23 protein-coding genes, 2 tRNA genes and 1 other RNA gene are annotated in these 23,097 nt (G+C 73.3%); 11 read left to right on the top strand and 15 right to left on the bottom strand.

The genetic code is table 11. The features are described 5' to 3' along the window. Positions 1-4: 4 nt before the first annotated feature. Both ACYVDA_RS03050 and ACYVDA_RS03045 read right to left on the bottom strand, forming a co-directional pair. On the bottom strand, positions 5-463 hold the full coding sequence (locus ACYVDA_RS03050) for a RidA family protein (RefSeq protein ID WP_460814945.1): 459 nt from the start codon (positions 461-463) through the stop codon (positions 5-7). Continuing rightward, positions 460-615 carry a DUF4177 domain-containing protein gene (locus ACYVDA_RS03045; protein ID WP_460814943.1) on the bottom strand — a complete coding sequence of 52 codons (156 nt, stop codon included), beginning with the start codon at positions 613-615 and terminating at the stop codon, positions 460-462. The genes ACYVDA_RS03050 and ACYVDA_RS03045 overlap by 4 nt, the downstream gene beginning before the upstream one ends. Positions 616-633: 18 nt before the next feature. Here ACYVDA_RS03045 and ACYVDA_RS03040 point away from each other — a divergent pair, with 18 nt between their 5' ends. Then, positions 634-1,413 (top strand): alpha/beta hydrolase, encoded by a 780-nt coding sequence (locus ACYVDA_RS03040; RefSeq protein ID WP_460814941.1) that lies wholly within the window; start codon positions 634-636, stop codon positions 1,411-1,413. Positions 1,414-1,479: 66 nt separating this feature from the next. Here the strand turns inward: ACYVDA_RS03040 and ACYVDA_RS03035 are convergent, their stop codons facing one another. The 3 genes from ACYVDA_RS03035 to ACYVDA_RS03025 form a co-directional block, all read right to left on the bottom strand. Beyond that, a complete protein-coding gene (locus ACYVDA_RS03035) occupies positions 1,480-2,568 on the bottom strand; it encodes an alkene reductase (protein WP_460814937.1) in 1,089 nt (362 codons plus the stop codon). A 100-nt stretch (positions 2,569-2,668) separates the two neighbouring features. After that, the gene (locus ACYVDA_RS03030) at positions 2,669-3,304 is read right to left on the bottom strand and encodes a CoA transferase subunit B (protein ID WP_460814935.1); all 636 of its coding nucleotides are present in this window, start codon (positions 3,302-3,304) and stop codon (positions 2,669-2,671) included. 1 nt (position 3,305) lies between these two features. Then, complete coding sequence (locus tag ACYVDA_RS03025) at positions 3,306-4,085, bottom strand: CoA transferase subunit A (protein ID WP_460814932.1); 780 nt, start codon at positions 4,083-4,085, stop codon at positions 3,306-3,308. 142 nt (positions 4,086-4,227) lie between these two features. Between ACYVDA_RS03025 and ACYVDA_RS03020 the strand changes: the two genes are divergently transcribed. Both ACYVDA_RS03020 and ACYVDA_RS03015 read left to right on the top strand, forming a co-directional pair. Beyond that, a complete protein-coding gene (locus ACYVDA_RS03020; RefSeq protein ID WP_460814930.1) occupies positions 4,228-5,214 on the top strand; it encodes an ArsA family ATPase in 987 nt (328 codons plus the stop codon). Then, positions 5,211-6,482 carry an ArsA family ATPase gene (locus tag ACYVDA_RS03015; protein WP_460814928.1) on the top strand — a complete coding sequence of 424 codons (1,272 nt, stop codon included), beginning with the start codon at positions 5,211-5,213 and terminating at the stop codon, positions 6,480-6,482. Before ACYVDA_RS03020 ends, ACYVDA_RS03015 begins: the two co-directional genes overlap by 4 nt. 73 nt (positions 6,483-6,555) lie before the next feature. Here ACYVDA_RS03015 and ACYVDA_RS03010 read toward each other — a convergent pair whose 3' ends face one another. Continuing rightward, positions 6,556-6,852 carry a WhiB family transcriptional regulator gene (locus ACYVDA_RS03010; protein ID WP_460814926.1) on the bottom strand — a complete coding sequence of 99 codons (297 nt, stop codon included), beginning with the start codon at positions 6,850-6,852 and terminating at the stop codon, positions 6,556-6,558. A gap of 191 nt (positions 6,853-7,043) precedes the next feature. Here ACYVDA_RS03010 and ACYVDA_RS03005 point away from each other — a divergent pair, with 191 nt between their 5' ends. Then, positions 7,044-9,308 carry a transglycosylase domain-containing protein gene (locus tag ACYVDA_RS03005; RefSeq protein WP_460814923.1) on the top strand — a complete coding sequence of 755 codons (2,265 nt, stop codon included), beginning with the start codon at positions 7,044-7,046 and terminating at the stop codon, positions 9,306-9,308. 66 nt (positions 9,309-9,374) lie between these two features. On the opposite strand, the gene ACYVDA_RS03000 is transcribed toward ACYVDA_RS03005, so the two are convergent. Then, positions 9,375-9,833, bottom strand: coding sequence for a GatB/YqeY domain-containing protein (locus ACYVDA_RS03000; protein WP_460814921.1), 459 nt, complete (start codon positions 9,831-9,833; stop codon positions 9,375-9,377). A 26-nt stretch (positions 9,834-9,859) separates the two neighbouring features. Between ACYVDA_RS03000 and ACYVDA_RS02995 the strand changes: the two genes are divergently transcribed. From ACYVDA_RS02995 to ACYVDA_RS02975, 5 genes are all read left to right on the top strand, one after another. Further along, a complete protein-coding gene (locus ACYVDA_RS02995) occupies positions 9,860-10,837 on the top strand; it encodes a metallophosphoesterase (protein ID WP_460814917.1) in 978 nt (325 codons plus the stop codon). A gap of 90 nt (positions 10,838-10,927) precedes the next feature. Continuing rightward, positions 10,928-11,004, top strand: a tRNA-Pro gene (locus ACYVDA_RS02990). 356 nt (positions 11,005-11,360) lie between these two features. After that, positions 11,361-12,392 (top strand): NAD(P)-dependent alcohol dehydrogenase, encoded by a 1,032-nt coding sequence (locus ACYVDA_RS02985; protein ID WP_460814915.1) that lies wholly within the window; start codon positions 11,361-11,363, stop codon positions 12,390-12,392. Beyond that, a complete protein-coding gene (locus ACYVDA_RS02980) occupies positions 12,389-13,159 on the top strand; it encodes an SDR family NAD(P)-dependent oxidoreductase (RefSeq protein WP_460814913.1) in 771 nt (256 codons plus the stop codon). The genes ACYVDA_RS02985 and ACYVDA_RS02980 overlap by 4 nt, the downstream gene beginning before the upstream one ends. 64 nt (positions 13,160-13,223) lie before the next feature. Further along, entirely contained in the window at positions 13,224-14,579 is a 1,356-nt protein-coding gene (locus ACYVDA_RS02975) for a hypothetical protein (RefSeq protein ID WP_460814911.1), read from the top strand. A 9-nt stretch (positions 14,580-14,588) separates the two neighbouring features. On the opposite strand, the gene ACYVDA_RS02970 is transcribed toward ACYVDA_RS02975, so the two are convergent. Then, the gene (locus ACYVDA_RS02970) at positions 14,589-15,434 is read right to left on the bottom strand and encodes an NmrA family NAD(P)-binding protein (RefSeq protein WP_460814909.1); all 846 of its coding nucleotides are present in this window, start codon (positions 15,432-15,434) and stop codon (positions 14,589-14,591) included. Between the two features lie 78 nt (positions 15,435-15,512). Here ACYVDA_RS02970 and ACYVDA_RS02965 point away from each other — a divergent pair, with 78 nt between their 5' ends. After that, complete coding sequence (locus ACYVDA_RS02965; protein WP_460814907.1) at positions 15,513-16,232, top strand: TetR/AcrR family transcriptional regulator; 720 nt, start codon at positions 15,513-15,515, stop codon at positions 16,230-16,232. Here the strand turns inward: ACYVDA_RS02965 and ACYVDA_RS02960 are convergent. From ACYVDA_RS02960 to ffs, 7 genes are all read right to left on the bottom strand, one after another. Beyond that, positions 16,229-17,272 carry an aspartate-semialdehyde dehydrogenase gene (locus ACYVDA_RS02960; protein WP_460814904.1) on the bottom strand — a complete coding sequence of 348 codons (1,044 nt, stop codon included), beginning with the start codon at positions 17,270-17,272 and terminating at the stop codon, positions 16,229-16,231. The two genes, ACYVDA_RS02965 and ACYVDA_RS02960, sit on opposite strands and share 4 nt — an antisense overlap. 2 nt (positions 17,273-17,274) lie before the next feature. After that, positions 17,275-18,558 carry an aspartate kinase gene (locus tag ACYVDA_RS02955; protein ID WP_460814902.1) on the bottom strand — a complete coding sequence of 428 codons (1,284 nt, stop codon included), beginning with the start codon at positions 18,556-18,558 and terminating at the stop codon, positions 17,275-17,277. A gap of 146 nt (positions 18,559-18,704) precedes the next feature. After that, positions 18,705-19,292, bottom strand: coding sequence for a DUF5063 domain-containing protein (locus tag ACYVDA_RS02950; protein WP_460814900.1), 588 nt, complete (start codon positions 19,290-19,292; stop codon positions 18,705-18,707). Beyond that, entirely contained in the window at positions 19,285-19,884 is a 600-nt protein-coding gene (recR, locus tag ACYVDA_RS02945; protein WP_460814898.1) for a recombination mediator RecR, read from the bottom strand. Before recR ends, ACYVDA_RS02950 begins: the two co-directional genes overlap by 8 nt. Beyond that, complete coding sequence (locus ACYVDA_RS02940) at positions 19,877-20,278, bottom strand: YbaB/EbfC family nucleoid-associated protein (protein WP_460814896.1); 402 nt, start codon at positions 20,276-20,278, stop codon at positions 19,877-19,879. Before ACYVDA_RS02940 ends, recR begins: the two co-directional genes overlap by 8 nt. A gap of 53 nt (positions 20,279-20,331) precedes the next feature. After that, positions 20,332-22,650, bottom strand: a complete 2,319-nt coding sequence (locus ACYVDA_RS02935; protein ID WP_460814894.1) for a DNA polymerase III subunit gamma and tau — start codon at positions 22,648-22,650, stop codon at positions 20,332-20,334. Positions 22,651-22,707: 57 nt separating this feature from the next. Further along, an RNA gene (ffs, locus tag ACYVDA_RS02930) (signal recognition particle sRNA small type) lies at positions 22,708-22,798 on the bottom strand. A 128-nt stretch (positions 22,799-22,926) separates the two neighbouring features. Here ffs and ACYVDA_RS02925 point away from each other — a divergent pair. Continuing rightward, a tRNA-Ser gene (locus ACYVDA_RS02925) sits at positions 22,927-23,015 on the top strand. Positions 23,016-23,097: the final 82 nt, after the last annotated feature.

Here is a 23,097-nt window from a genome sequence, read left to right as displayed (position 1 = left end):
CGGCTCAGACCTCCACGACCAGCTCGACCTCGACCGGCGCGTCGAGCGGCAGCACGGGCACGCCCACGGCCGACCGCGCGTGGCGACCGGCCTCGCCGAAGACCTCGCCCAGGAGCTCGGAGACGCCGTTGGCGACCTGGGGCTGGCCGGTGAAGTCCGGGGTCGAGGCCACGAACGCCACGACCTTGACGACCCGCTTGACCGCGGAGAGCTCACCGACCTCGGCGCGCACGGCGGCCAGCGCGTTCAGGGCGCACTGCCGCGCGCACTCCACGGCCTCCTCCTGGCTCACCTCGCCGCCGACCTTGCCGGTGGCGATCAGGCTGCCGTCGCGCATCGGCAGCTGGCCGGAGGTGAAGACGTGGTTCCCGCTCCGCACCGCCGGGATGTACGCCGCCACGGGTGCGGGCACCTCGGGGACCTGCAGCCCGAGCGCCTCGAGGCGCTCCTCGGGGGTGCTCACTGCACCGGACGCTTGAAGTAGGCGACCAGGTTCTCGGGGTTCATCCCCGGGACCATCTGCACCAGCTCCCACCCGTCGGAGCCGAAGTTGTCGAGGATCTGCTTGGTGGCGTGCACCAGCACCGGCGCCGTCATGTATTCCCACTTGGTCATGGCCGCCACCCTAGTCCCGTGACCGACCAGCCGAGCGACCCTCGCCTCCTGCCCGACCTGACCCTCCGCTACGCCGACCACGAGGACGGCCTGGTGGACGTGCACCTGCCCGGCGGCTCGCTGCCGGCGGCCGACGGCGGCCCGCCGGCGCCGCTGGTCGTCTACGTCCACGGCGGCTTCTGGCGCACCGCCTTCGACCGCCGGCACGCCCGTCCCCTGGCCCGGGCGCTGGCCGACGAGGGCGCGGTCGTGGCCTCGGTGGAGTACCGCCGCGTCGGCCCGGAGGATGCGGAACAGGGAGCGGAGGGCGGCTGGCCCACCACCGGCGACGACGTGCGCCGTGCGGTCGACACGCTGCCCGCCCTCCTGGCCGAGGTCGGCGTGCGCACCGGGCCGACGCGCCTGGTGGGTCACTCCGCGGGCGGCCACCTGGTGCTGTGGCTGGTCGCGACCGGTGTCGCGTGCGAGCGGGTGGTGCCGCTGGCGCCGGTCTGCGACCTGGGCGAGGCCACCCGCCGCCACCTCGGCGACGACGCGACCGCCGCGCTGATGGGCGACCGGGACCCGGCCGTGGCCGACCCGATGGTGCTGCTCCACCAGCACCCGGCCCCGGCCGACCGTCCGGCCGCCACCGTCGTGCACGGCCGCGCCGACGACGTCGTGCCGCTCGCCCTGAGCGAGGGCTTGGTCGCGGCCCACCCGTGGATCGACCTGGCGGTGGTCGACGGCGACCACATGGCCGTCATCGACCCCGGCTCGCCCGAGTGGACCGTCGTGCGCCACGCGGTGCTGGGCTAGGACGACGCACGACGCCCGCCCCGGTCGGTGACCGGGGCGGGCGTCGTGGTGAGGCTCAGGTGCGGCTCAGGAGGCCGCGTCGAGCGTCGGGTAGTCGGTGTAGCCCTCGGCGCCGCCGCCGTAGAAGGTGTCGGGGTTGGGCTCGTTGAGCTCCGCACCCTGCTTCCACCGCTCGGCGAGGTCGGGGTTGGCCAGGAACGGGCGACCCACGACGACCGCGTCCGCGAGACCGGTCTGCAGCAGCTCCTCGACCGAGTCCAGGGCGGTCACGTCGCCGAAGCCGCTGTTGAGCAGCACCGGGCCGCCGAAGCGCGTGCGGAGGTCCTTGACCAGGGGCTCGATCGCGTCGAGCGGGCTGGCCAGGATGCTCAGGTAGGCCAGGCCGAGCGGGGCGATGGCGTCCACGAGCGCGGCGTACGTCGCGTCGAGGTCCTCGCCCGGCTTCTCGCCCATGCCGTTGAACTGGTGTCCGGGGGAGATCCGCAGACCGACGTGGTCGGCCCCGATCTCCTCGGCGACGGCCTTGACGACCTCGACCACCAGGCGGGCACGATTCTCCGGCGAGCCGCCGTAGACGTCGTCGCGCAGGTTGACGGTCGGGTCGAGGAACTGGTGCAGGAGGTAGCCGTTGGCGGCGTGGATCTCGACGCCGTCCAGGTGGGCCTTCTCGGCGTTGCGCGCGGCGGTGACGTAGTCGGCCACGATGTCCGCGACCTCGTCGGTCGACGGCGACCGGGGCACGTCGTGGGCCTTCGGGCCCTCGGCGGTGATCATCTCGCCGGGAGCCTGCTCGGCGCTCGCGGAGATGGTCTCGACGCCGCCCTTGTTGTCGGCGTGCGCGATGCGGCCGGCGTGCATGATCTGCGCGACGATCGTCCCGCCCTTGCCGTGGACCTCGTCGGCGACGCGACGCCAGCCGGCGACCTGGTCGACGGTGTAGAGCCCGGGCACGTTGAGGTAGCCCTGGCCGACCTCGCTGGGGGCCACGCCCTCGGTGATGATCAGGCCGGCTCCGGCGCGCTGGCCGTAGTACTCCGCGTTGAGCTCGGTGGGCGCGTTACCCTCACCGGCGCGGTTGCGGGTCAGCGGGGCCATCACGAACGACTGGGGGAGCTCCCAGGGGCCGATCTTGACGGGAGTGAAAGCGCGGGACATGGGCCACCTCTCGGTAGGGAAGTACGACTCCCTGCCCAACCGCGCCCTCGTCCCGGACATTCCCCACCCAGCCGGACGAGACGGGCACCACACCCGGCGTTCACCGGCCGGTGAGGATCTCCGGCTCGGTCTTCTCGCGGACCTCGTCCTCGGTGACCCCGGGGGCGAGCTCGACCAGGCGCAGGCCCTCGTCGGTGACGTCGAGGACGCACAGGTCGGTGATGATCCGCTGCACCACGGCCCGGCCCGTGTAGGGCAGCGAGCACTCCTGGACGATCTTGTAGGCCCCGTCCTTGGCGTTGTGCTCCATCAGCACGATCACGCGCTTGGCTCCGTGCACGAGGTCCATCGCGCCGCCCATGCCCTTGACCATCTTGCCGGGGATCATCCAGTTGGCGATGTCGCCGGCGGCCGAGACCTGCATGGCGCCCAGGATCGCGGCGTCGATCTTGCCGCCACGGATCATCCCGAAGGACAGGGCGGAGTCGAAGAAGCTCGCGCCGCGTCGCAGGGTGACGGTCTCCTTGCCGGCGTTGATCAGGTCGGCGTCCTCCTGGCCCTCCTCCGGGTAGGCACCGACGCCGAGGATGCCGTTCTCCGACTGGAGGACCAGCTCGACGTCGTCGTCGACGTAGTTGGGGACCAGGGTCGGCAGGCCGATGCCCAGGTTGACGTAGGAGCCGTCCTCCAGCTCCGAGGCGGCGCGGGCCGCCATCTCCTCACGGGTCCAGGCCATCTCAGGCACCTTCCTTGGCGCGCACGGTGCGCTTCTCGATGCGCTTGTCGGCCGCCTGCTCGGGGGTCAGCGCCACCACGCGGTGGACGAAGACGCCGGGGGTGTGGATCTCGTTGGGGTCCAGCTCGCCGGGGTCGACGAGCTGCTCGACCTCCGCGATCGTCGTACGCCCGCACATGGCCGCGAGCGGGTTGAAGTTGCGCGCGGAGTCGCGGTAGACGAGGTTGCCGTGGCGGTCACCCTTCCAGGCGCGCACCAGCCCGAAGTCGGCCACGAGGGCCTCCTCCAGGACGAACTCGCGCCGCCCGTGCTCGGTCTCGAACTCGCGGGTCTCCTTGGGCGGGGAGGAGACGGTGACGTTGCCGTCGGCGTCGTACCGCCACGGGAGGCCGCCCTCGGCGATCTGGGTGCCGCCGCCGGTCGCGGTGAAGAAGGCCGGGATGCCGGTGCCGCCGGCCCGCATCCGCTCGGCCAGGGTGCCCTGCGGGGTGAGCTCCACCTCGAGCTCGCCGTGGAGGTACTGCCGCGCGAACTCCTTGTTCTCCCCCACGTAGGAGGCGACCATCCGCCGGATCCGCTTCTCGCCGAGCAGCAGTCCCAGGCCCCAGTCGTCGACCCCGGCGTTGTTGGAGTAGGCCTCGAGGTCGGTGGTGCCGGCCTCCAGCAGGGCCTCGATCAACGTCGAGGGGATGCCGCACAGGCCGAACCCGCCCACGGACAGCGTCGCGCCGTCGGGGATGTCGGCGACCGCCTCGGCCGCGCTCCGGACCACCTTGTCCATCTGGCTCCTCCCAGGGCCGGCGGCCGGTGGACCGGCCGCGCGTGTGGCCCACGTCACCGCGGGCCGTCCCGGCGATCCTGCCACGTCTGCTGTGCCCCGGATCACCCCAGGTGCGGGCTCCGGCGTGGCTACGCTGCGACCCATGCCCGCGTTCCCCGAGGTCGACCTGCACGTCGTCACCGGCAAGGGCGGGACCGGCAAGAGCACCGTCGCCGCCGCCCTCGCGCTCGCCCTCGCCGCTCGCGGCGGCTCGGTCCTGCTGTGCGAGGTCGAGGGCCGCCAGGGCATCGCCCGGATGTTCGACGTGCCGCCGCTGCCCTACGAGGAGCGCCTGGTCGCGCAGGGCACCTCCGGCTCCGGCGACCTCTACGCCCTGGCCATCGACGCGGAGTCGGCGCTGCTGGAGTACCTCGACATGTACTACCGGCTCGGTCGGGCCGGGAAGGCGCTGGACCGCTTCGGCGTGATCGAGTTCGCCACCACCATCGCCCCCGGGGTCCGCGACGTCCTGCTGACCGGCAAGATCTACGAGGCGGCCAACCGCAACAAGCGCAACCGCGGCGCCCGGACGTACGACGCCATCGTGCTCGACGCCCCGCCCACCGGACGCGTCGCGCAGTTCCTCAACGTCAACGACGAGCTCGCCGGCCTGGCCAAGGTCGGCCCGATCAAGGCCCAGGCCGACGTCGTCATGCAGCTGCTGCGCTCGCCCCGCGCGGCGATCCACCTGGTCACCGTGCTGGAGGAGATGCCGGTGCAGGAGACCGCCGACGGCATCGAGGAGCTGCGCCGCATCGGCCTCCCGGTCGGCGGCGTGGTCGTCAACATGGTCCGGCCGCAGGACCTCGACGCCGACGCGCGACGTGACCTGCTGGCGCACTCCGAGGACCGCGCGGGACTCGCGACCGCCCTCGAGCAGGCCGGCCTCGACGCCGCCCCGGGCCTCGTGGACGCCCTGGTCGCCGAGGGGCGCCACCACGCCGAGCGGCGCCGGCTGGAGGACACCCAGCGCGACCTGGTCGCCCACCTCGACGTGCCGGCGTACGAGCTGCCGCTGCTGCCCGGCGGGATCGACCTCGACGGCCTCTACGACCTCGCCCGCACCCTGACCCGGAAGGGCCTGGCATGAGCGCCGACCGCCGCCGCACGCCGTCCGCCGACCGCTCCGGCCAGCCGGGCCGCTCCGGCGCCCGCCGGGGTCCGCTCGTGGGCGGCGACGAGCCGCGCCGCGCGCTCGACGTCGACGCCCTGCTCGACGACCGCTCCCGCTCGATCATCGTGTGCTGCGGCTCGGGCGGGGTCGGCAAGACCACCACCTCGGCGGCGCTGGCGCTGCGGGCCGCCGAGCGCGGCCGCAAGGTCGTGGTCCTGACCATCGACCCCGCCCGTCGGCTGGCGCAGTCGATGGGGATCGAGGAGCTGGACAACACCCCGCGCCCGGTGCCCGGGGTGGTCCCGACGGGCTCGACCGACGGGGGCGGGTCGCTCGACGCGATGATGCTGGACATGAAGCGCACCTTCGACGAGGTGGTGCAGAGTCAGGCCAGTCCCGAGAAGGCGGCCCAGATCCTGGCCAACCCGTTCTACGTCGCGGTGTCGAGCTCGTTCGCGGGCACCCAGGAGTACATGGCGATGGAGAAGCTCGGCCAGCTCGACGCCGAGGCGCGGCGGACCGGGCGCTACGACCTGATCGTCGTCGACACCCCGCCCTCGCGCAGCGCCCTGGACTTCCTCGACGCCCCGGAGCGGCTCTCCAGCTTCCTGGACGGCAAGTTCATGCGGCTGCTGCTGGCCCCGGCACGCGGCCCGGCCCGGCTGATGACGGCGGGCTTCGGGATGGTCACCAACGCGATCACCAAGCTCATCGGCGCCCAGGTGCTCCAGGACGTGCGCGCGTTCGTGGCGGCGTTCGACACCCTGTTCGGCGGCTTCCGCCAGCGCGCCCAGCGCACCTACGAGCTGCTCCAGGACCGGCGGACGGCGTTCCTGGTGATCGCGGCACCCGAGCCCGACGCGCTGCGCGAGGCGGCGTACTTCGTCGAGCGCCTCGGCGCCGAGCAGATGCCGCTCGCCGGCCTGGTCGTCAACCGGGCCAGCACCCGCCCCGGCGGTGGTCTCAGCGCCCACGCGGCCATGGCGGCCGCCGAGCGCCTGGACGACGTCGGTTCGTCCGACGCCCGGACGAGCACCGACGGGGACGCTCGGACCACGGCCGCGGCCCTGCTCCGGCTGCACGCCGACACCGAGGTCGTCGTGGACCGCGAGCAGCGTCTCACCGACCGATTCGCCCACGCCCACCCCGAGGTGCCGGTGGTCGTGGTGCCGGCGCTGTCGACCGACGTGCACGACCTGGACGGCCTGCGGCACGTGGGCGACCTGCTGGCCCGCACCGACTGAGGTGCACGTCCGGCGTTCCCGCTGCTCCCAAGCCCGGGATCGCCCGTCGTGCCACTCGATCGGACCGTTCGGGTCAGGCGGTGACCCCGACGGCGGCCTCGTGCTCGGACTTCGCGGTCTCCAGCAGCTGGCGCCACGAGGTCACGTTGGGGCGCTTGCGGAGCAGGGCCCGACGCTCACGCTCGGTCAGACCGCCCCACACCCCCCACTCGATCTCGTTGTCGAGCGCCTCGGCCAGGCACTCGGCCCGCACGGGGCAGGCTCCGCAGACGGCCTTGGCCTTGTGCTGCTCGGCCCCGCGGACGAAGAGCTCGTCCGGCGTCGACTTCTGGCACAGGGCCACATTGGCCCACATCTCGTTCCAGGACATGTTCCCTCCAAAGTTCATGGTCCTGGGTTTTAACCGGCTCGCCCCGATACGTCCGTTTTAACCCACTCACAGACTAAAGAGACAGGGATATTCGGAACAGACCCGACGGGGTCAATCTCGTATGGCCCGAAATGACTAGGTCGAGCGCGGCACGCGGGGGTAAAGGCCCCACCGCCCCGTACTCTTGTGCTATGCCGCGCCACCGCCCCCGACTGTCCTTCGGCACGATCGTCTCCCACCTCGGGGTGATCGTGGCCGTCTCCGTCGTCCTGGGGGTCCTGGCCGCCGGCCTGGTCGTCCCCGTCGTCGGCGCCCTCGGCTACGCCGCCGGCGCCACGGCGTCCTCGATGAAGGACCTGCCGCAGGCGCTGACGGCCTCGCCGCTCTCCCAGCGCAGCCGGGTCCTGGACTCCAAGGGCCGCCCGATCGCGGTGTTCTACGACGAGAACCGCGTCAACGTCCCCCTCTCCAAGGTCGCCCCGATCATGCGCAAGGCGATCGTGGCCATCGAGGACTACCGCTTCTACCAGCACGGCGCGCTCGACGTGAAGGGCACGTTGCGCGCCTTCGTCAACAACCAGACCGCGGCGGGCAGCACCCAGGGCGGCTCCTCGATCACCCAGCAGATGGCCAAGATGACGCTGCTGGCGCAGGCGCGGACCCCGGAGGCGCGCAGGGCGGCGACGGAGAACACCTACCAGCGCAAGATCCAGGAGCTCCGGCACGCGATCGCCTTCGAGCAGAACTACTCCAAGGACTGGATCCTCGAGCGCTACCTGAACCTGGCGTACTTCGGCGACGGCGCCTACGGCATCCAGAGCGCCGCCCGTCGCTACTTCTCGGTCGACGCCTCGCAGCTCAACGCCAAGCAGGCCGCCACCCTCGCCGGCCTGGTCAAGAACCCGGTCGGCTTCGATCCCTCGCGCTACCCCGACCGCGCCCGCGCCCGCCGCAACGTCGTGCTCGAGCGGATGGCCCAGCTCAAGGTGATCCCGCAGGCCCAGGCCGACCAGCTCACGGCCCAGAAGCTGCGGCTGCGGATGAGCTCGAGCCGCAACGGCTGCCTGGGCACCCAGGCCGCGTTCTTCTGCGACTACGTGCGCCGCTACCTGCTCGCCGACCCCGCCCTGGGCCGCACCGTGACCGACCGCGCGACGCTGCTCAACACCGGCGGCCTGACCATCAAGACCACCGTGGACCTCGACTTCCAGCGCTCGGCCGACGCCGCCACCGCCGCGGCCGTCCGACCCACCGACCAGGCCATCGGCGCCCTCGCGCTGGTGCAGCCCGGCACCGGCGAGGTCAAGGCGATCTCCCAGAGCCGTCCGATGGGCCGGGACAAGAAGGCCGGCCAGACCTTCCTGGACTACGTCGTGGACAGCAAGTACGGCGACTCCAACGGCTTCCAGGCCGGCTCGACGTTCAAGGCCTTCGTGCTCGCCTCTGCGATCGAGCAGGGTCTGCCGACCTCGACGACCTTCAACAGCCCCCCGAAGCTGAGCGTCCCCCAGAACGACTTCGCCGACTGCACGGGCCCCTACCCGATCTACAGCAACTGGGACCTGGGCAACTCCACGGGCAGCGGCACCTTCGACATGACCACGGGCACCCGGAAGTCGGTCAACACCTACTTCGCCCAGCTGGAGAAGAAGACCGGCATCTGCGAGCCCTACGCGATGGCCAAGGCGATGGGCGTCGACCTCACCGACCCGGGCAGCGAGCGGGTCCCGTCCTTCGTCCTCGGCGTGGCCGACGTCAGCCCGCTGGAGATGGCCGGGGCCTACGCGACGTTCGCGGCGCGCGGTGAGCACTGCACCACCCGTCCCGTGACCCAGATCCTCAACGCCCAGGGCAAGGTGTTCAAGAACTACCCGGCGCAGTGCCAGCAGGTGATGTCCCAGCGCACCGCCGACACCGTCAACGGGATCCTGCGCGGCGTGCTCGAGCCGGGGGGCTTCGGCCAGAACCTCGCGCTGGACAAGCCGTCGGCGGGCAAGACCGGCACGATCAACAGCAACATGGCGGTCTGGTTCAACGGCTACACCCCGACGCTGGCCACGGCCGCGATGATCGCCGGCGCCAACTCCCAGGGCCAGCCGATCACCCTGAACGGCACCCTGGTGGGCGGTCGCTACGTCGGGGAGGCCTTCGGGTCGACCCTGGCCGGTCCGATGTGGTCCGCGGCCATGCGGGGGGTCCAGGACAAGCTGCCGTACGAGAACTTCACCTCCCCGGCCGGCGACAGCACCGACGCGGTCCAGATCAAGATCCCCGACGTCACCGGGATGGGCAAGGCCCGCGCCACCGAGACGCTGGCCGGGCTCGGGTTCTACATCGACACCGGCGCCGACAAGTCCTCGAGCGTGCGTCGGGGCCGGATCGCCGACACCAGCCCGGCTCCGGGCGCCAGCGCCCCCCGCGGCTCGCGGATCACGCTGTTCCCCTCGGGGGGCTGAGCCCCACCAGGACGACCGACGCCCCTGCCCCCGCTGGGGTCAGGGGCGTCGTCGTTCCCGGAGGACCTAGGCGAGCTGGCGGCGGACCTCGCCGGCGACCGCGCCACCGTCGGCGCGACCCTTCGTGCGCGGCGTCAGGACGCCCATCACGCGGCCCATCGCCCGGGGGCCGTCGTCGCGGACGCCGAGCTCGTCGATCGTCTGGGTGACCAGGGCGACGATCTCGTCCTGGCTGAGCTGGGCCGGCAGGTAGTCGGCGATGACGGCCAGCTCGGACTGCTCCTTGGCGGCCTGCTCCTCGCGCCCCGCGTCGGCGAAGGCCTCGCCGGCCTCGCGACGCTTCTTGGCCTCGCTGGTCAGCACCCCGAGGACGTCCTCGTCGGTGAGCTCGCGCTGCTCCTTGCCGGCCACCTCGGCGTTGGTGACGGCCGTCAGGACCATCCGCAGGGTCGAGGACCGGACCGCGTCACGCGCCTTGATCGAGGCGGTGAGGTCCGTGCGCAAGCGCTCCTTGAGAGTTCCCATGCGTCCCATTGTGGCAGCCTGGGGCCATGTCGCCCCACTCGGTTTCCGGCCCCTCCCCGAGCACGCGACGGGGGCTCGGCCGCACGGCACGAGGGGCGGCGTGGGGCCTGGGCGCCGGGGCGGCGCTCGGCGCCGCCACCCTGGCCTGGTCGGCCGGCGTCGAGGTGCGCGCCTTCACCACCCGGCACGTCGAGGTGCCCGTCCTCCCCCGCGGCCACCGGCCGCTGAAGGTCCTGCACCTCTCCGACCTGCACCTGACGCCCTCCCAGGGGGTCAAGCGGCGCTGGCTCGCCGGCCTGGCCGACCTCGAGCCCGACCTCGTCGTCGACACCGGCGACAACCTGGCCCACCGCGACTCCGTCGACCCGCTGCTCGACGGGCTGGGGCGGCTGCTGGACGTGCCGGGGGTCTTCGTCTTCGGCTCCAACGACTACTTCGCCCCGACCCTGCGCAACCCGTTGTGGTACCTCCTGCCCGACGACGGCCACCGCAACACCCACACCCCGGCCCTGCCCTGGCGCGACCTGCGCACCGGGTTCGAGCGGCACGGGTGGACCGACCTCACCAACACGACCGCGCGGCTCACGGTCGGCGACACCACGATCGCCTTCACCGGGGTCGACGACCCGCACCTGGAGTACGACGACCTCGACGCCGTCGCCGGTCCCGCCCCGGCCGACGCCGACCTGCGGATCGGGGTCGCGCACGCCCCCTACCTGCGGGTGCTCGACCAGTTCGCCCGCGACGGCCACGAGCTGACCCTCGCCGGGCACACCCACGGCGGCCAGGTCTGCCTGCCGTTCAAGGGCGCCCTGGTCACCAACTGCGACCTCGACACCGGGCGGGTCAAGGGCCTCCACCGGCACCCCGCCGACTCCTCCCCGGACGAGCCGGGGACCTCGTGGCTGCACGTCTCCGCGGGCGCCGGCACGTCGCCGTACGCCCCGGTGCGGCTGTGCTGCCGACCCGAGGCGACCCTGCTGACCCTCGTCCCGGTCGCCTGAGGACGGCGTACCGGACCCGGTGCGGAGCACCCCTCCGACTCCGCTAGACTCTGCGAGGCCCGCGGTCGAGGAACATCGAGACCCGGGCGCCGGGGTGTGGCGCAGCTTGGTAGCGCGCGTCGTTCGGGACGACGAGGCCGCAGGTTCAAATCCTGTCACCCCGACCACGTCATCGAAGCCGGGCGGACCACCAGGTCCGCCCGGCTTCGTCGTACCCCGGGCCCCGTCGCGCCCTCCGCTCCACGCGGCGCCGGCCGGTCGGCGTACGCCGGGAGGTTGTCGGCCGAACGGTGACCTTGTCGGGTGAACGTTCGCCCGAGAAGGTGACCGATCCCCGGTTCACCGGGGAAAGGTCCCTCCCGAGGTGGGGATGGCCGCCGAGCCCGGACCTTGTCGGCCAAACGGTGACCTTGTCGGGTGAACGTTCAGCCGATAACCCGACTGATCCCCGGCTAGCCGGGGATCAGTCGCCCCCTCCTCCTAGGGTGGGGGCGCGGCGGTGGGCCGCGAGGGAGGAGACCTCATGAGTGAGATCCCGTCGACGATGCGGGCCAGCGTGCTGCTGCGCCAGCGCGTCGTGGAGATGCAGGAGCGGCCGGTGCCGCGGCCGGGGCCGGGCGAGGTGCTGGTGCAGGTGCGGTCGGTGGGGGTGTGCGGATCCGACGTGCACTACTACACCGACGGCCGCATCGGGGACTACGTCGTGGACCAGCCGCTGGTGCTGGGGCACGAGGTCTCCGGCGTCGTGGTCGACGTCGGGCCGGGCGTCGACGAGGGTCGGGTCGGGGACCGGGTGGCGATCGACCCGCAGCGACCCTGCCTGCGCTGCCGCCAGTGCATCGCGGGCCGGATGAACCTGTGCCCGGAGATGGAGTTCTACGCCACCCCGCCGATCGACGGGACGTTCTGCGACTACGTCCTGGCGCCGGACCAGTTCGCCCACGTGGTGCCCGACGCCCTGTCCTTCCACGCCGCGGCGCTGCTCGAGCCGTTCTCGGTGGGGCTGTGGGCGTGCGGCAAGGCCGGGGTCGAGCCGGGGTCGCGGGTGTTCATCACCGGCGGCGGCCCGATCGGGGCCCTGAGCGCCCTCGCGGCCCGGGCGTACGGCGCCACCGACGTCGTGGTCAGCGACCTCGTGGAGTCCCGCCGCGAGCGCATCCTGGGCCTCGGCGCCACCCGCGCCGTGGACCCGCGCGACGACGACTTCGACGCCGCCGCGCTCGAGGCCGACGGGTTCATCGAGTGCTCCGGCGCCCACCCGGCGCTGCTGCAGGGGCTGACCAGCCTGCGCGGCGGTGGCACGGCCGTCCTGGTGGGGCTCGGTGCGGAGACGATGGAGCTGCCGGTGCAGCTGATCGCGAGCCGGGAGATCTCGCTGACCGGGGTGTTCCGCTACGTCGACACCTGGCCGGCCGCGATGGCCACGGCGCTGAGACCAGACGTCGACCTCGACGCGCTGGTGACCGCGGAGTTCGCCCTGGAGGACGCCGAGGAGGCGCTCACCAGCGACTCCGACCCGCAGAGCATGAAGTCGATCGTGGTGGTGTCGTCGTGAGCGTCCTGGACTCCTTCTCCCTGGCCGGCCGGACGGCCGTGGTGACCGGCGGCTACCGCGGGCTGGGCATGGCCTTCGCCCGCGGGCTGGCCGAGGCCGGCGCCGACGTGGTGATCGCGGCGCGCGACGAGGCGGCCAGCGTGGCCGCGGCCGAGGCGCTCGCCGCCGAGACCGGGCGCACGGTCGTGGGCACCCGCCTCGACGTGGCCGACCCCGAGGGCGGCCGCCGCGTCGTCGAGCTCGCCCTGGACGCGACCGGGCGGATGGACGTGATGGTCAACAACGCCGGCACCTGCCAGCACAAGCCCGCGCTGGAGGTCTCCCCGGCGGAGTTCCGCGAGGTGTTCGAGGTCAACGTCGACGGGCTGTGGCTGATGAGCCAGGCCGCGGCGCTGCACTTCAAGGACACCGGCGGTGGCGCGATCGTCAACATCGGCTCGATCTCGGGGCACATCGTCAACCGGCCGCAGTGGCAGCCGGCGTACAACGCCTCCAAGGCCGCGGTCCACCAGCTCACCAAGTCGCTGGCCGCCGAGTGGGCGCCGCTGGGCATCCGCGTCAACGCGGTGGCGCCGGGCTACGTCAAGACCGAGATGGCGCCGGTCGACGAGCCGCAGTTCCGCGCCCGCTGGATCGAGGACGCGCCGATGCAGCGCTACGCCCTGCCCGAGGAGATCGCCCCGCTCGTGGTCTACCTGGCCTCGGACGCGTCCAGCTTCATGACCGGCTCGGTGGTCACCATCGACGGCGGCTACACGTTGTTCTAGGTGGCCCGGACGCGGGGCGGCGCATTCGCCTCCGCCGCCCCGCATCCGTGGCACTATCGGCCCCATGGCCGAGGACCGACGCAAGGAGCCGAACCTCGAGCTCCCCTCCCTGTTCGGACGCAAGAAGAAGCAGAAGGACGAGACGCCCCCCGAGGCCGTCCCGGGGTCGCCTGCGGAGACGACCGGCCCCACGCCCTCCGTCGCGGCGACCACGTCCGAGGCGCCGAGCTCCCCCGACACCGGGCGTACGCCGACCCGGCCCGCCCCGCGCCCGGCCACCGGCCGCCGCCGTCCCCCGCCGCCCCCGCCCCCGGGCGCCGGCAACGCCTCGGCGGCGGCCGCCCCTGCTGCCGCACCCACCCGACGTCCTCCCACCCCGCCCCCGGCCGCCCCCACGGCCACGCCCCCGGTCACGCGGACAGACACACCCACAGCGAGTCCCGCCGCCGGGACGACGGCGTCCACCCCTCCCGCCACCCCCGGGGCAGCGGCGCCCGCAGCGGCTCCTGCGGCCGAGACGGCTTCGACCGCGCGCGCCGCCGCGCCCGCCGCCGAGCACGGGTCGCGATCGCCCTCAGCCGCTCCTGCGGCCGAGACGGAAGCGCCGGCCGTCGGGTCCGGGACCCGCGGACCCGACTACGAGCAGCCCTACGACCCCCGTGACGCGGACGGTCGGGACCGGCCCGTCGCCGCCCCGGCCGCGAGCGCGGCCGCCGCGGACCACGACCAGGACCACGACCAGGACCAGGACGGTGACGGTCGTCGGGGCCGCCGCCTCCCCTGGGGCCGCAAGCACTCGGGGTCCGACGACGACACGACCGAGCGCCCGGCAGCTCCGGCGGCCGTGGCACCCCCCTCGACCCGCCCGGCACCGGACGGCCCGGGGACGGCCGCTCCCGTCGCAGCGGCTGCGCCCGGCGGCGCGAGGTCCGCGCAGGACACCGACACCCTGACCGCGGCCCCGACGACCACCCTCCCGGCGCAGGGCGGCGACACGGACGGGGCCGCCGAGCCCCGCCGCCGGGCCCGCCGCCGTCCCACGATCGACCCCCGCGTGGGCGCCGTCGTGGTCGGCGTCGTGGTGGGGCTGATCGGGGTCGTGCTCTTCTACCTCGCCCAGGTCGGCTGCAACGCGGTCCGCGGCGTCAACAGCTGCGGCGGCCTCGGCGTCGCCGCGCTGCTGCTCGTCGCCGCCGTCGAGGTCGTCGTGGGGTCGGTCCTGCTCAAGGCGATGTCACTGACCGAGACCACGAGCACCAGCCTGCTGGCCGTGGGCATGGTCGCGGTGATCGCGATGGCGGTCTTCTTCGGGGCCCTGGACTCGGTCTGGATGTTCCTGGTGCTGCCGCTGCTGACCGGCGCGACGTTCCTGGCCTCCTGGTGGATCACCCACGCGCTCGTCGAGGACCTCGACACCTGAGCGTCCTGCTCAGGCGGCGAGGTGGTCGCGCACGCTGCGCGGCTCCCGCCCGAGCAGCTCACCCAGCCGGAGGTCGGTGCCGCGGAAGAAACCGTCGCGCGCCGCTTGGTACATCCCCAGGGTGAAGCGGGCCCGTCGCTCGTCCGTCCCGGCGGCGACCTGCTGCGCGACCCACTCCTCCTCGTCCACGACCTCCAGCCGCACGGGCCGGCCACTCACCTCGGAGGCAACCTGCGCCACCTCGGCGAAAGTCGGGGCCTCGGCAGCGGTCATCGTGACCGGGCCCTCGAAGCCCCCGCCGGCCGCGAGGACGACCGCAGCCGCCTCGGCGGAGTCCTCGCGTGAGGTCCAGGAGACCGGGCCGTCGGCGGGCACCGTCACCACCCCGGACTCGCGCCAGGGCCCGGCCAGCCAGTCCAGGCTGTGCAGGTAGAACCCGTTGCGCAGCGACGTCCAGGGCACGCCGCTGGCAGCGAGGATCTCCTCGGTGGCCGCGTGGTCCCGGCCGGGCTTGAAGGGCGTCTCGGGCGACGCACCCTGGTGGCTGGTGTAGAGGATGCGGCCCACCCCCGCCTCCACGGCCGCCGTCACCGCCGTGCGGTGGAGGTCGACCGCGTCGGCGGTCGGGTCGTTGGAGGACACCAGGAGCAGCTGGCTCACCCCGGCGTACGCCGACCGCAGGCCGGCGGGGTCGGCGTAGTCACCCTGGCGAACCTCGACCCCCAGCTCGGTCAGGTGGGTCGCTCGTGCGGGGTCACGCACGACGGCCACGACCTCCGCCCCGGGTGACAGGCGCAGCAGGTGGCCGAGAGTGGCCCCGTTCAGGGCGCCGGTGGCGCCGGTGATCGCGATCATCGCCATCTCTTTCCGTTGTTAACGCTTTAAGGTTATCGACGTTAACACATCGCGCCGAACCGCGATATCGTCGACGACATGAGCGCCCGCACCAGGCCCCGCGACCGGACCCGGACCGAGATCGTCCAGGCCGCCGCCCGGTTGCTCCAGGAGGGCGGAGAGGCCGCGGTCACCACGCGCGGCGTCGCAGAGGCCGCCGGGGTGCAGGCCCCGGCGCTCTACCGCCTCTTCGGGGACAAGGACGGGCTGCTCGAGGCCGTCGCCGAGCACGTCATGGACACCTTCGTGCAGGCGAAGGCCGCCGAGGCCCGCGACGCCGTCGACCCCGTGGACGACCTGCGGCGCGGCTGGGCCAGCTACCTCGACTTCGGCCTGGCCAACCCGGCCCTCTTCGTCCTGCTGACCGATCCCCGTCGCAGCGCCGACTCCCCCGCTGCGCGCTCAGGGCTGCAGGTGCTCGCCGCTCGGGTGCACCGCCTCGCCGAGCACGGGTTGCTGCGCACCGGGGAGCCCCGGGCCGTCGCCCTCGTCCACGCCGCCGGGGTGGGGACCGTCACGACCCTGCTGGCACTGCCGCCGGGCCAGCGCGACCCCGGCTTGGGCCAGGCGATGCTCGACGCGGTGCTGCACCAGGTGCTGCACGACCCGTCGGAGGACGGGGTGCAGGACACGCGGGAGTCGGGTTGCGTCCCGACCGCCGTCCGGCTCAGGGCCCGCACCCAGGAGCTCACCGCGCTGAGCGCGGCCGAACGTCTCCTCCTGGGCGAGTGGCTCGACCGCGTGGTCGAGCAGGGCTAGCGGGCTGCGAGCAGCTCGGCGATCTGCACGGTGTTCAGCGCCGCGCCCTTGCGCAGGTTGTCGTTGCTCACGAACAGCGCCAGGCCACGGTCGTCGGGGACGCCGGGGTCCTGCCGCAGCCGCCCGACGTACGACGGGTCGCGGCCGGCCGCCTGGAGCGGGTTGGGGACGTCGCTCAGCTCGACCCCGGGCGCACCGGCGAGGATCTCGCGGGCGTGCGCGACCGTCATCGACGACGCGAACTCGGCGTTGATGGCCAGGGAGTGACCGGTGAAGACGGGCACGCGCACGCAGATGCCGGAGACGGCGAGGTCGGGGATGCCGAGGATCTTGCGCGACTCGTTGCGCAGCTTCTTCTCCTCGTCGGTCTCCTCCAGGCCGTCGTCGACCAGCGACCCGGCCAGGGGGACGACGTTGTAGGCGATCGTGCGCTCGTACTTCACCGGGGCCGGGAAGTCGATCGCCGAGCCGTCGTACGCCAGCTCGCGGGCCTTGTCGCCGCCCGCGGCCACCTGGGTGGCCAGCTCCTCGACGCCGGCGACGCCCGAGCCGGACACCGCCTGGTAGGTCGAGGCGATCAGCCGGGTCAGGCCCGCCGCGTCGTGCAGCGGCTTGAGCACCGGCATCGCGGCCATGGTCGTGCAGTTGGGGTTGGCCACGATGCCGCGCGGGATCGAGTCCAGGGCGTCGGGGTTGACCTCGCTGACCACCAGCGGGACGTCGGCGTCCATCCGGAACGCCGAGGAGTTGTCGACCACGACGGCGCCGGCCGCGGCGAACCGCGGGGCCTGGGCGCGCGAGGTCGTGGCCCCGGCGGAGAACAGCGCGATGTCGAGCCCCGACGGGTCGGCGGTGGCGGCGTCCTCCACCGTCACCTCGAGGTCACCGTGGCGCAGCACCTGGCCCGCGGAGCGCGCGGAGGCGAAGAACCGCACCTCGGCGGCCTCGAAGCCGCGCTCGAGGAGGATCTGGCGCATCGCCACGCCGACCTGACCGGTCGCCCCGACGATGCCGATCCGCACGTCACCCCTGCCGGCCACGGCTAGCGCCCCGACCCGCCGTAGACGACGGCCTGGACCTCGTCGGCGTCCAGGTCGAAGGCCGTGTGGGTGGCGGTGACCGCCGCGTCCACGTCGACCTCGTCCACGATCACCGAGATCCGGATCTCGGAGGTGGAGATCATGCCGATGTTGACCCCGGCCTCGGCGATCGCGTTGAAGTACTTCGCGGTGACGCCCGGGTGCGAGCGCATGCCGGCGCCGATCAGCGAGACCTTGCCGATCTTGTCGTCGTAGAGCAGCGAGGCGAAGCCGATCTCGCCCTTGAGCGCGTCCAGGGCCGCCATCGCGGCGGTCCCGTCGGTGCGCGGCAGGGTGAAGGAGATGTCGGTGAGGCTGGTCGCGGCGGCGGAGACGTTCTGGACGATCATGTCCAGGTTGATCTGCGCGGTCGCCAGGGCGTCGAAGATGCGCGCGGCCTCGCCGACCTTGTCGGGAACCCCGACCACGGTGATCTTGGCCTCGCTCCGGTCGTGGGCGACGCCGGAGATGATGGCGGCTTCCATTCCTGCCTCCTGGTGGGCCTCGTCGGTGATGCTGCCCGACACGATCGTCCCGTCGAGGTGACTGAACGAGGAGCGGACGTGGATGGGGATGTCGTAGCGGCGGGCGTACTCCACGCACCGCAGGTGCAGGATCTTCGCGCCGCACGCCGCCAGCTCGAGCATCTCCTCGTAGGTGACGCGGTCGAGCTTGCGGGCCGTGGGGACGATCCGCGGGTCGGCGGAGAACACGCCGTCGACGTCGGTGTAGATCTCGCACACGTCGGCCTGCAGGGCGGCGGCCAGCGCGACGGCGGTCGTGTCGGTGCCGCCGCGGCCCAGCGTGGTGATCTCGCGGGTGTCCTGGCTGACGCCCTGGAAGCCGGCGACGATGACGATGTGGCCGTCGTCGAGGGCGGCGGAGATTCGGCCCGGGGTGACGTCGATGATCTTGGCCTTGCCGTGGACCGAGTCGGTGATCACGCCGGCCTGGGAGCCGGTGAAGGAGCGGGCGGTGAAGCCGAGGTCGGAGATGGCCATCGCGACCAGCGCCATCGAGATCCGCTCGCCGGCGGTCAGCAGCATGTCCATCTCGCGGGCCGGCGGCAGCGGGCTCACGGCGGCGGCCAGGTCGAGCAGCTCGTCGGTCGAGTCGCCCATCGCCGAGACGGCCACGACCACGTCGTGACCCTCCTTCTTGGCCTCCACGATCCGGCGCGCCACGCGCTTGACCGCGTTGGCGTCGGACAGGGAGGAGCCGCCGTACTTCTGCACCACAATGCCCACGGTGCCGCGCTCCTCGGGTTCGACTGCTGGGACGGCCCGGACCGAGCCGTGGACGATTCTACGGGGCGGGGCGGACCGGTCCCGCCGCCCGTCCGCCAGCCGTACGCCGCGGCGCGCCGGCGTGGGGCCGCGTGTGCCGGCCCGGGTCAGCCCTCGAGCGCGTCCGCCGCCGCGACGAGGTCGTCCTCGCCCTCGATGTCGGCGTCGAGGCGCGAGTGGGCGACCACCGAGTGCAGGGCGCTGAGCACGCCGCACGCGTTGGTGCCCCACGAGGCCAGGTAGGAGAACTGCCACCACCACAGCGCCTCGGCCACGTCGCCGCGCCGGTAGTGGCGCAGCCCGTGGGCCACGTCGCTGGCGATCAGGGTCAGGTCGTCGCTGAGCTGCGTGGGGACGGTCTCGGGGTCGTAGGGCTCGAGGTTGTGGGCGTAGGTGTCGATCTCGCCCAGGACGTCGGCCAGGCGCAGCCTCATCGCGTCCAGGTCGGGGTCGGGCCCGCCGTCGGGCTGGAACTCCTCGCGCGGCTCGAAGTCGATCTGCACGCCCAGCCGGGCCCCCGCCAGCAGCAGCTGGCTGACCTCGAGCAGCAGCAGCGGCACCGCCGTGCCGGTGCTCTCGCCCCGGGAGATCTCCTGCAGTCCCAGGAGGAACACCTCGGCGGCGTCGGCCACCTGGCTCGCGAGCTCGTCGAACTCGTGGCCCTGCGTGCGGGTCTGCACCTGCGTCTCACTCACCTGCGTTGCGCCTTCCTGCGAATGCTCGTCCCAGGGTGACCTCGTCGGCGTACTCCAGGTCACCGCCCACCGGAAGTCCACTCGCCAACCGCGTCACGCGCAAGTCCAGGGAGCGTAAGAATCGGCTGAGGTAGGCGGCGGTCGCGTCGCCCTCGATGTTCGGGTCGGTGGCCAGGATGACCTCGGTGACCGCTCCGTCGGCCAGGCGGGCCATCAGCTCGCGGATGCGCAGCTGGTCGGGTCCGATGCCCTCCAGCGGCGAGATCGCGCCCCCGAGCACGTGGTAGCGCCCGCGGAACTCGCGCGTGCGCTCGATCGCGACGACGTCCTTGGGCTCCTCCACGACGCAGATCAGGGTCGGGTCGCGACGCGGGTCCAGGCAGATCCGGCACCGCTCGGCCTGCGAGACGTTGCCGCAGACCTGACAGAAGGTCGCCTTGGCCTTCATCTCCACCAGGGTGTCGGCCAGGCGGCGCACGTCGGCCGGGTCGGCGGCGAGCAGGTGGAAGGCGATCCGCTGCGCCCCCTTGGGGCCGACACCGGGGAGGCGGGCCAGCTCGTCGATCAGGTCCTGGAGGACGCCCTCATACACCAAAACCCCCCGTGGGGCGGCTCTCCGGAGCGCCCGGGAGACCACCGGCGGCACCGAGGTCGAGGTCCAGCCCGCCGCCGGCCAGCGGGCCGAGCGCCTGCGAGGCGAGGTCGTCGACGCGGGCCTTCCCGTCGCGGTAGGCCGCGACCACCAGGTCGCCGAGGTCGGTGAGGGCGTCGGCGTCGGTGAGGTCGATGCTGGCGGGGTCGAAGGAGACCGCGGTCAGCTCGCCGGTCCCGGCCAGCGTCACCGTCACCCCGCCGACCGATCCCTCGACCGTGGCGGCGGCCAGCTGCTCCTGGGCCGCGACGAGCTGGGACTGCATCTCCTGGGCCTGCTGCAGCATGGACTGGAAGTCGAAGCCGCCGGCGGCGTCGAACGGGTTGTCGGTCATGGGGTGCTCCTGGGGTGGGGGCTGGGCGTCTGGGTCGTGCTCGGGCGGGTCGGTCAGGTGTGCGGGACGTCCTCGATCACGGTCGCCCCGAGCTCGCGGGCCAGGAGGGCGGCGCCGTCGAGCCCGTTGTCCTCGGCCGTCGGGTCGTCGCGGTGGGCGTCGGCGTCGAGGTCGGGTCCGCGCTCGGACGGAGGCTGCTCGCCCTGACGGGTCGGGGCGATCCGCGAGCGGGCGGCGGCGACGGCACCGCGGTGGCCGGTGTCCGGCGGCGGGCCCGGCTCCTCGTCCTCCTCCGGCGGCGGCTCCTGGGCCCAGGGCGGGGGCGGACCGGCATCGCCTGCGGCGCGACCGCGACCCGGGTCCGTCGGACCCGCGGTCGTCGCGCCGGAGCGACCGCCCGGGGCTGAGGGCCCACCCGAGGGCGCTGTCGTGCCGCCCGGGCCACCGGGGGCACCGGGGCCGCTCGCGTCGGGACGGACGGCGGGGCGGGTGACCCGCGGGGCCGACTCCGCGCCCGGGCTGGCCGACGGGTCCACGACCGTGTCGACCTTCCAGTCGGCGCCGATCATGTCGATGGCGGCCTGGCGGAGGATCTCCTCGCTGCCGCCGCCGAGGAACGAGTCGCGGGCCCCGGCGGTCTTGAAGCCGACGGTCAGGCTGGTCGCGTCGACCCCGATGACCTGCGCGTTCTGGCTGAGCAGGATCCAGGTGAAGCGCCGCATCTTCTTGACCTGCTCGAGCAGGTCGGGCCAGATCCGGCGCACGTCGGCCAGGGAGAGGTGACCCGCACCGGCAGCGGCCGGCGCGGCCTCCGGGGTCGGGGGCGCCGTCGGGGTCTGCGCCACAGGGACCGGCTGGGACGGAGGCTGCACAGGTCGGGCGGCCTGGCCCGAGGAGCCGGGGCCCGGGGGCTGGGCCGGGCGGTCGTCCTCGGGACGTCCCTCGGCACCCGGGCGGCCCGACGGCCGAGACGGGGCCGGCTGGGCTGGCTGGGTCGACTGGGCCGGCTGGCCCGGCTGGGGCGCCGGGGACGACCCCCGGCGGTCCGGACCACCGCCCTCGGGGGGCGGGCCGTCCACCTCGGGGCCGGTGGGGCGGGGCGGGGAGCCGGCCGAGGCGGCGGGACGGGTCGGTGACGCGGCACCGGCGGGCTCCTCGGGCCGGCGTGCGGGCCCCTGGTCGCCCACGGCCGACGGCGCTCCGGCGACCGACACACGCCGCTCGAGGCGGTCCATCCGCGCGGAGATCCCCAGCGCGTCGTGGTCCACCGCAGGCAGCAGCACCCGCGCGCAGATCAGCTCGAGCAGCAGCCGCGGGGTCGTCGCGCCCCGCATCTCGGTCAGGCCCGAGGCCACGATGTCGGCGGCACGCACCAGCTCGGCCCGGCCGAACCGGGCGGCCTGGGCGATCAGGCGCTCCGACTGGTCCTCGGGAGCGTCGATCAGGCCCGAGGTGTGGGCGTCGGGGACGGCGGCGGTGATCACCAGGTCGCGCAGCCGGCGCAGCACGTCCTCGGTGAAGCGACGGGGGTCCTGGCCGGTCTCGATCACCTTGTCGACCACGCCGAAGACACCGGCGCCGTCACCGGCCGCGAAGGCGTCGACGACCTCGTCGAGCAGGTTGTCGGGGGTGTAGCCCAGCAGGTTGGTCGCGACCTCGTAGGTCACGCCGTCGGGGCCGGACCCGCCGAGCAGCTGGTCCAGGACCGACAGGGAGTCACGGGCCGACCCGGCACCGGCACGGACCACGAGCGGGAGCGCGGCCTGGTCGATGCGCACGCCCTCCTTGTCGCAGAGCTCGGCCAGGTAGTCCGAGAGGACCCGGGGCGGGATCAGCCGGAAGGGGTAGTGGTGCGTGCGCGAGCGGATGGTCGGGATGACCTTCTCCGGCTCGGTGGTGGCGAAGATGAACTTCAAGTGCTCCGGGGGCTCCTCGACCAGCTTGAGCAGAGCGTTGAAGCCCTGCGAGCTGACCATGTGGGCCTCGTCGATGATGTAGACCTTGTAGCGGCTGGCCACCGGCGCGAAGAACGCGCGCTCGCGCAGGTCGCGGGCGTCGTCCACGCCGCCGTGGCTCGCGGCGTCGATCTCGATGACGTCGACCGAGCCGGGCCCGCCCCGGGCCAGGTCGCGGCACGACTGGCACTCGCCGCACGGGTCGGAGATGGGCGCCTTCTCGCAGTTCAGCGCCCGGGCCAGGATGCGGGCGCTGGTCGTCTTGCCACAGCCGCGGGGGCCGGAGAACAGGTAGGCGTGGTTGACCCGGTTGCGGGCCAGGGCGGCGCGCAGGGGGTCGGTGACGTGGTCCTGCCCGATCACCTCGGCGAAGGTCTCCGGCCGGTAGCGGCGGTACAGCGCGAGGGACGTCTCCACGCGGCCACCCTAACCGCGGGCACCGACAGGGGTCAGGGGCCGGGAGGCCGGGGACGCGAAGGCCCCCCGTGCACCCGGAAGAGCCCACCTGCCCTTGCTGCCTTCCGGCCCTGGGGGAGTTCAGTGAGGTACCGCCGCACGGGGGGTTGCCAGGAGTCTAGGAGACGGCTCCGGTCGACGCGAACCCGGTCCACCGGACCCGGGCGGGACGCGCCGGGCCGACCGGCGTACGGCCCGATTTCGCGCCTGCCGAGGCCTACCGGTAGCCTTCCCGGCGGAGGATTCGCCTAGTGGCCTATGGCGCTCGCTTGGAAAGCGGGTTGGGTTAACAGCCCTCAGGGGTTCGAATCCCCTATCCTCCGCCACCAGCAGCTCAGGACCTCGGCCCAGGTCCGGTCACGAGCTGCACGCAACGCCGACGCGGCCCTCACCTCAGGTGGGGGCCGC

This window comes from Nocardioides korecus (genome assembly GCF_054778395.1).
The sequence above is the reverse complement of the archived record's forward strand: the minus strand, read 5'-3'. Positions and strand labels throughout refer to the sequence as shown.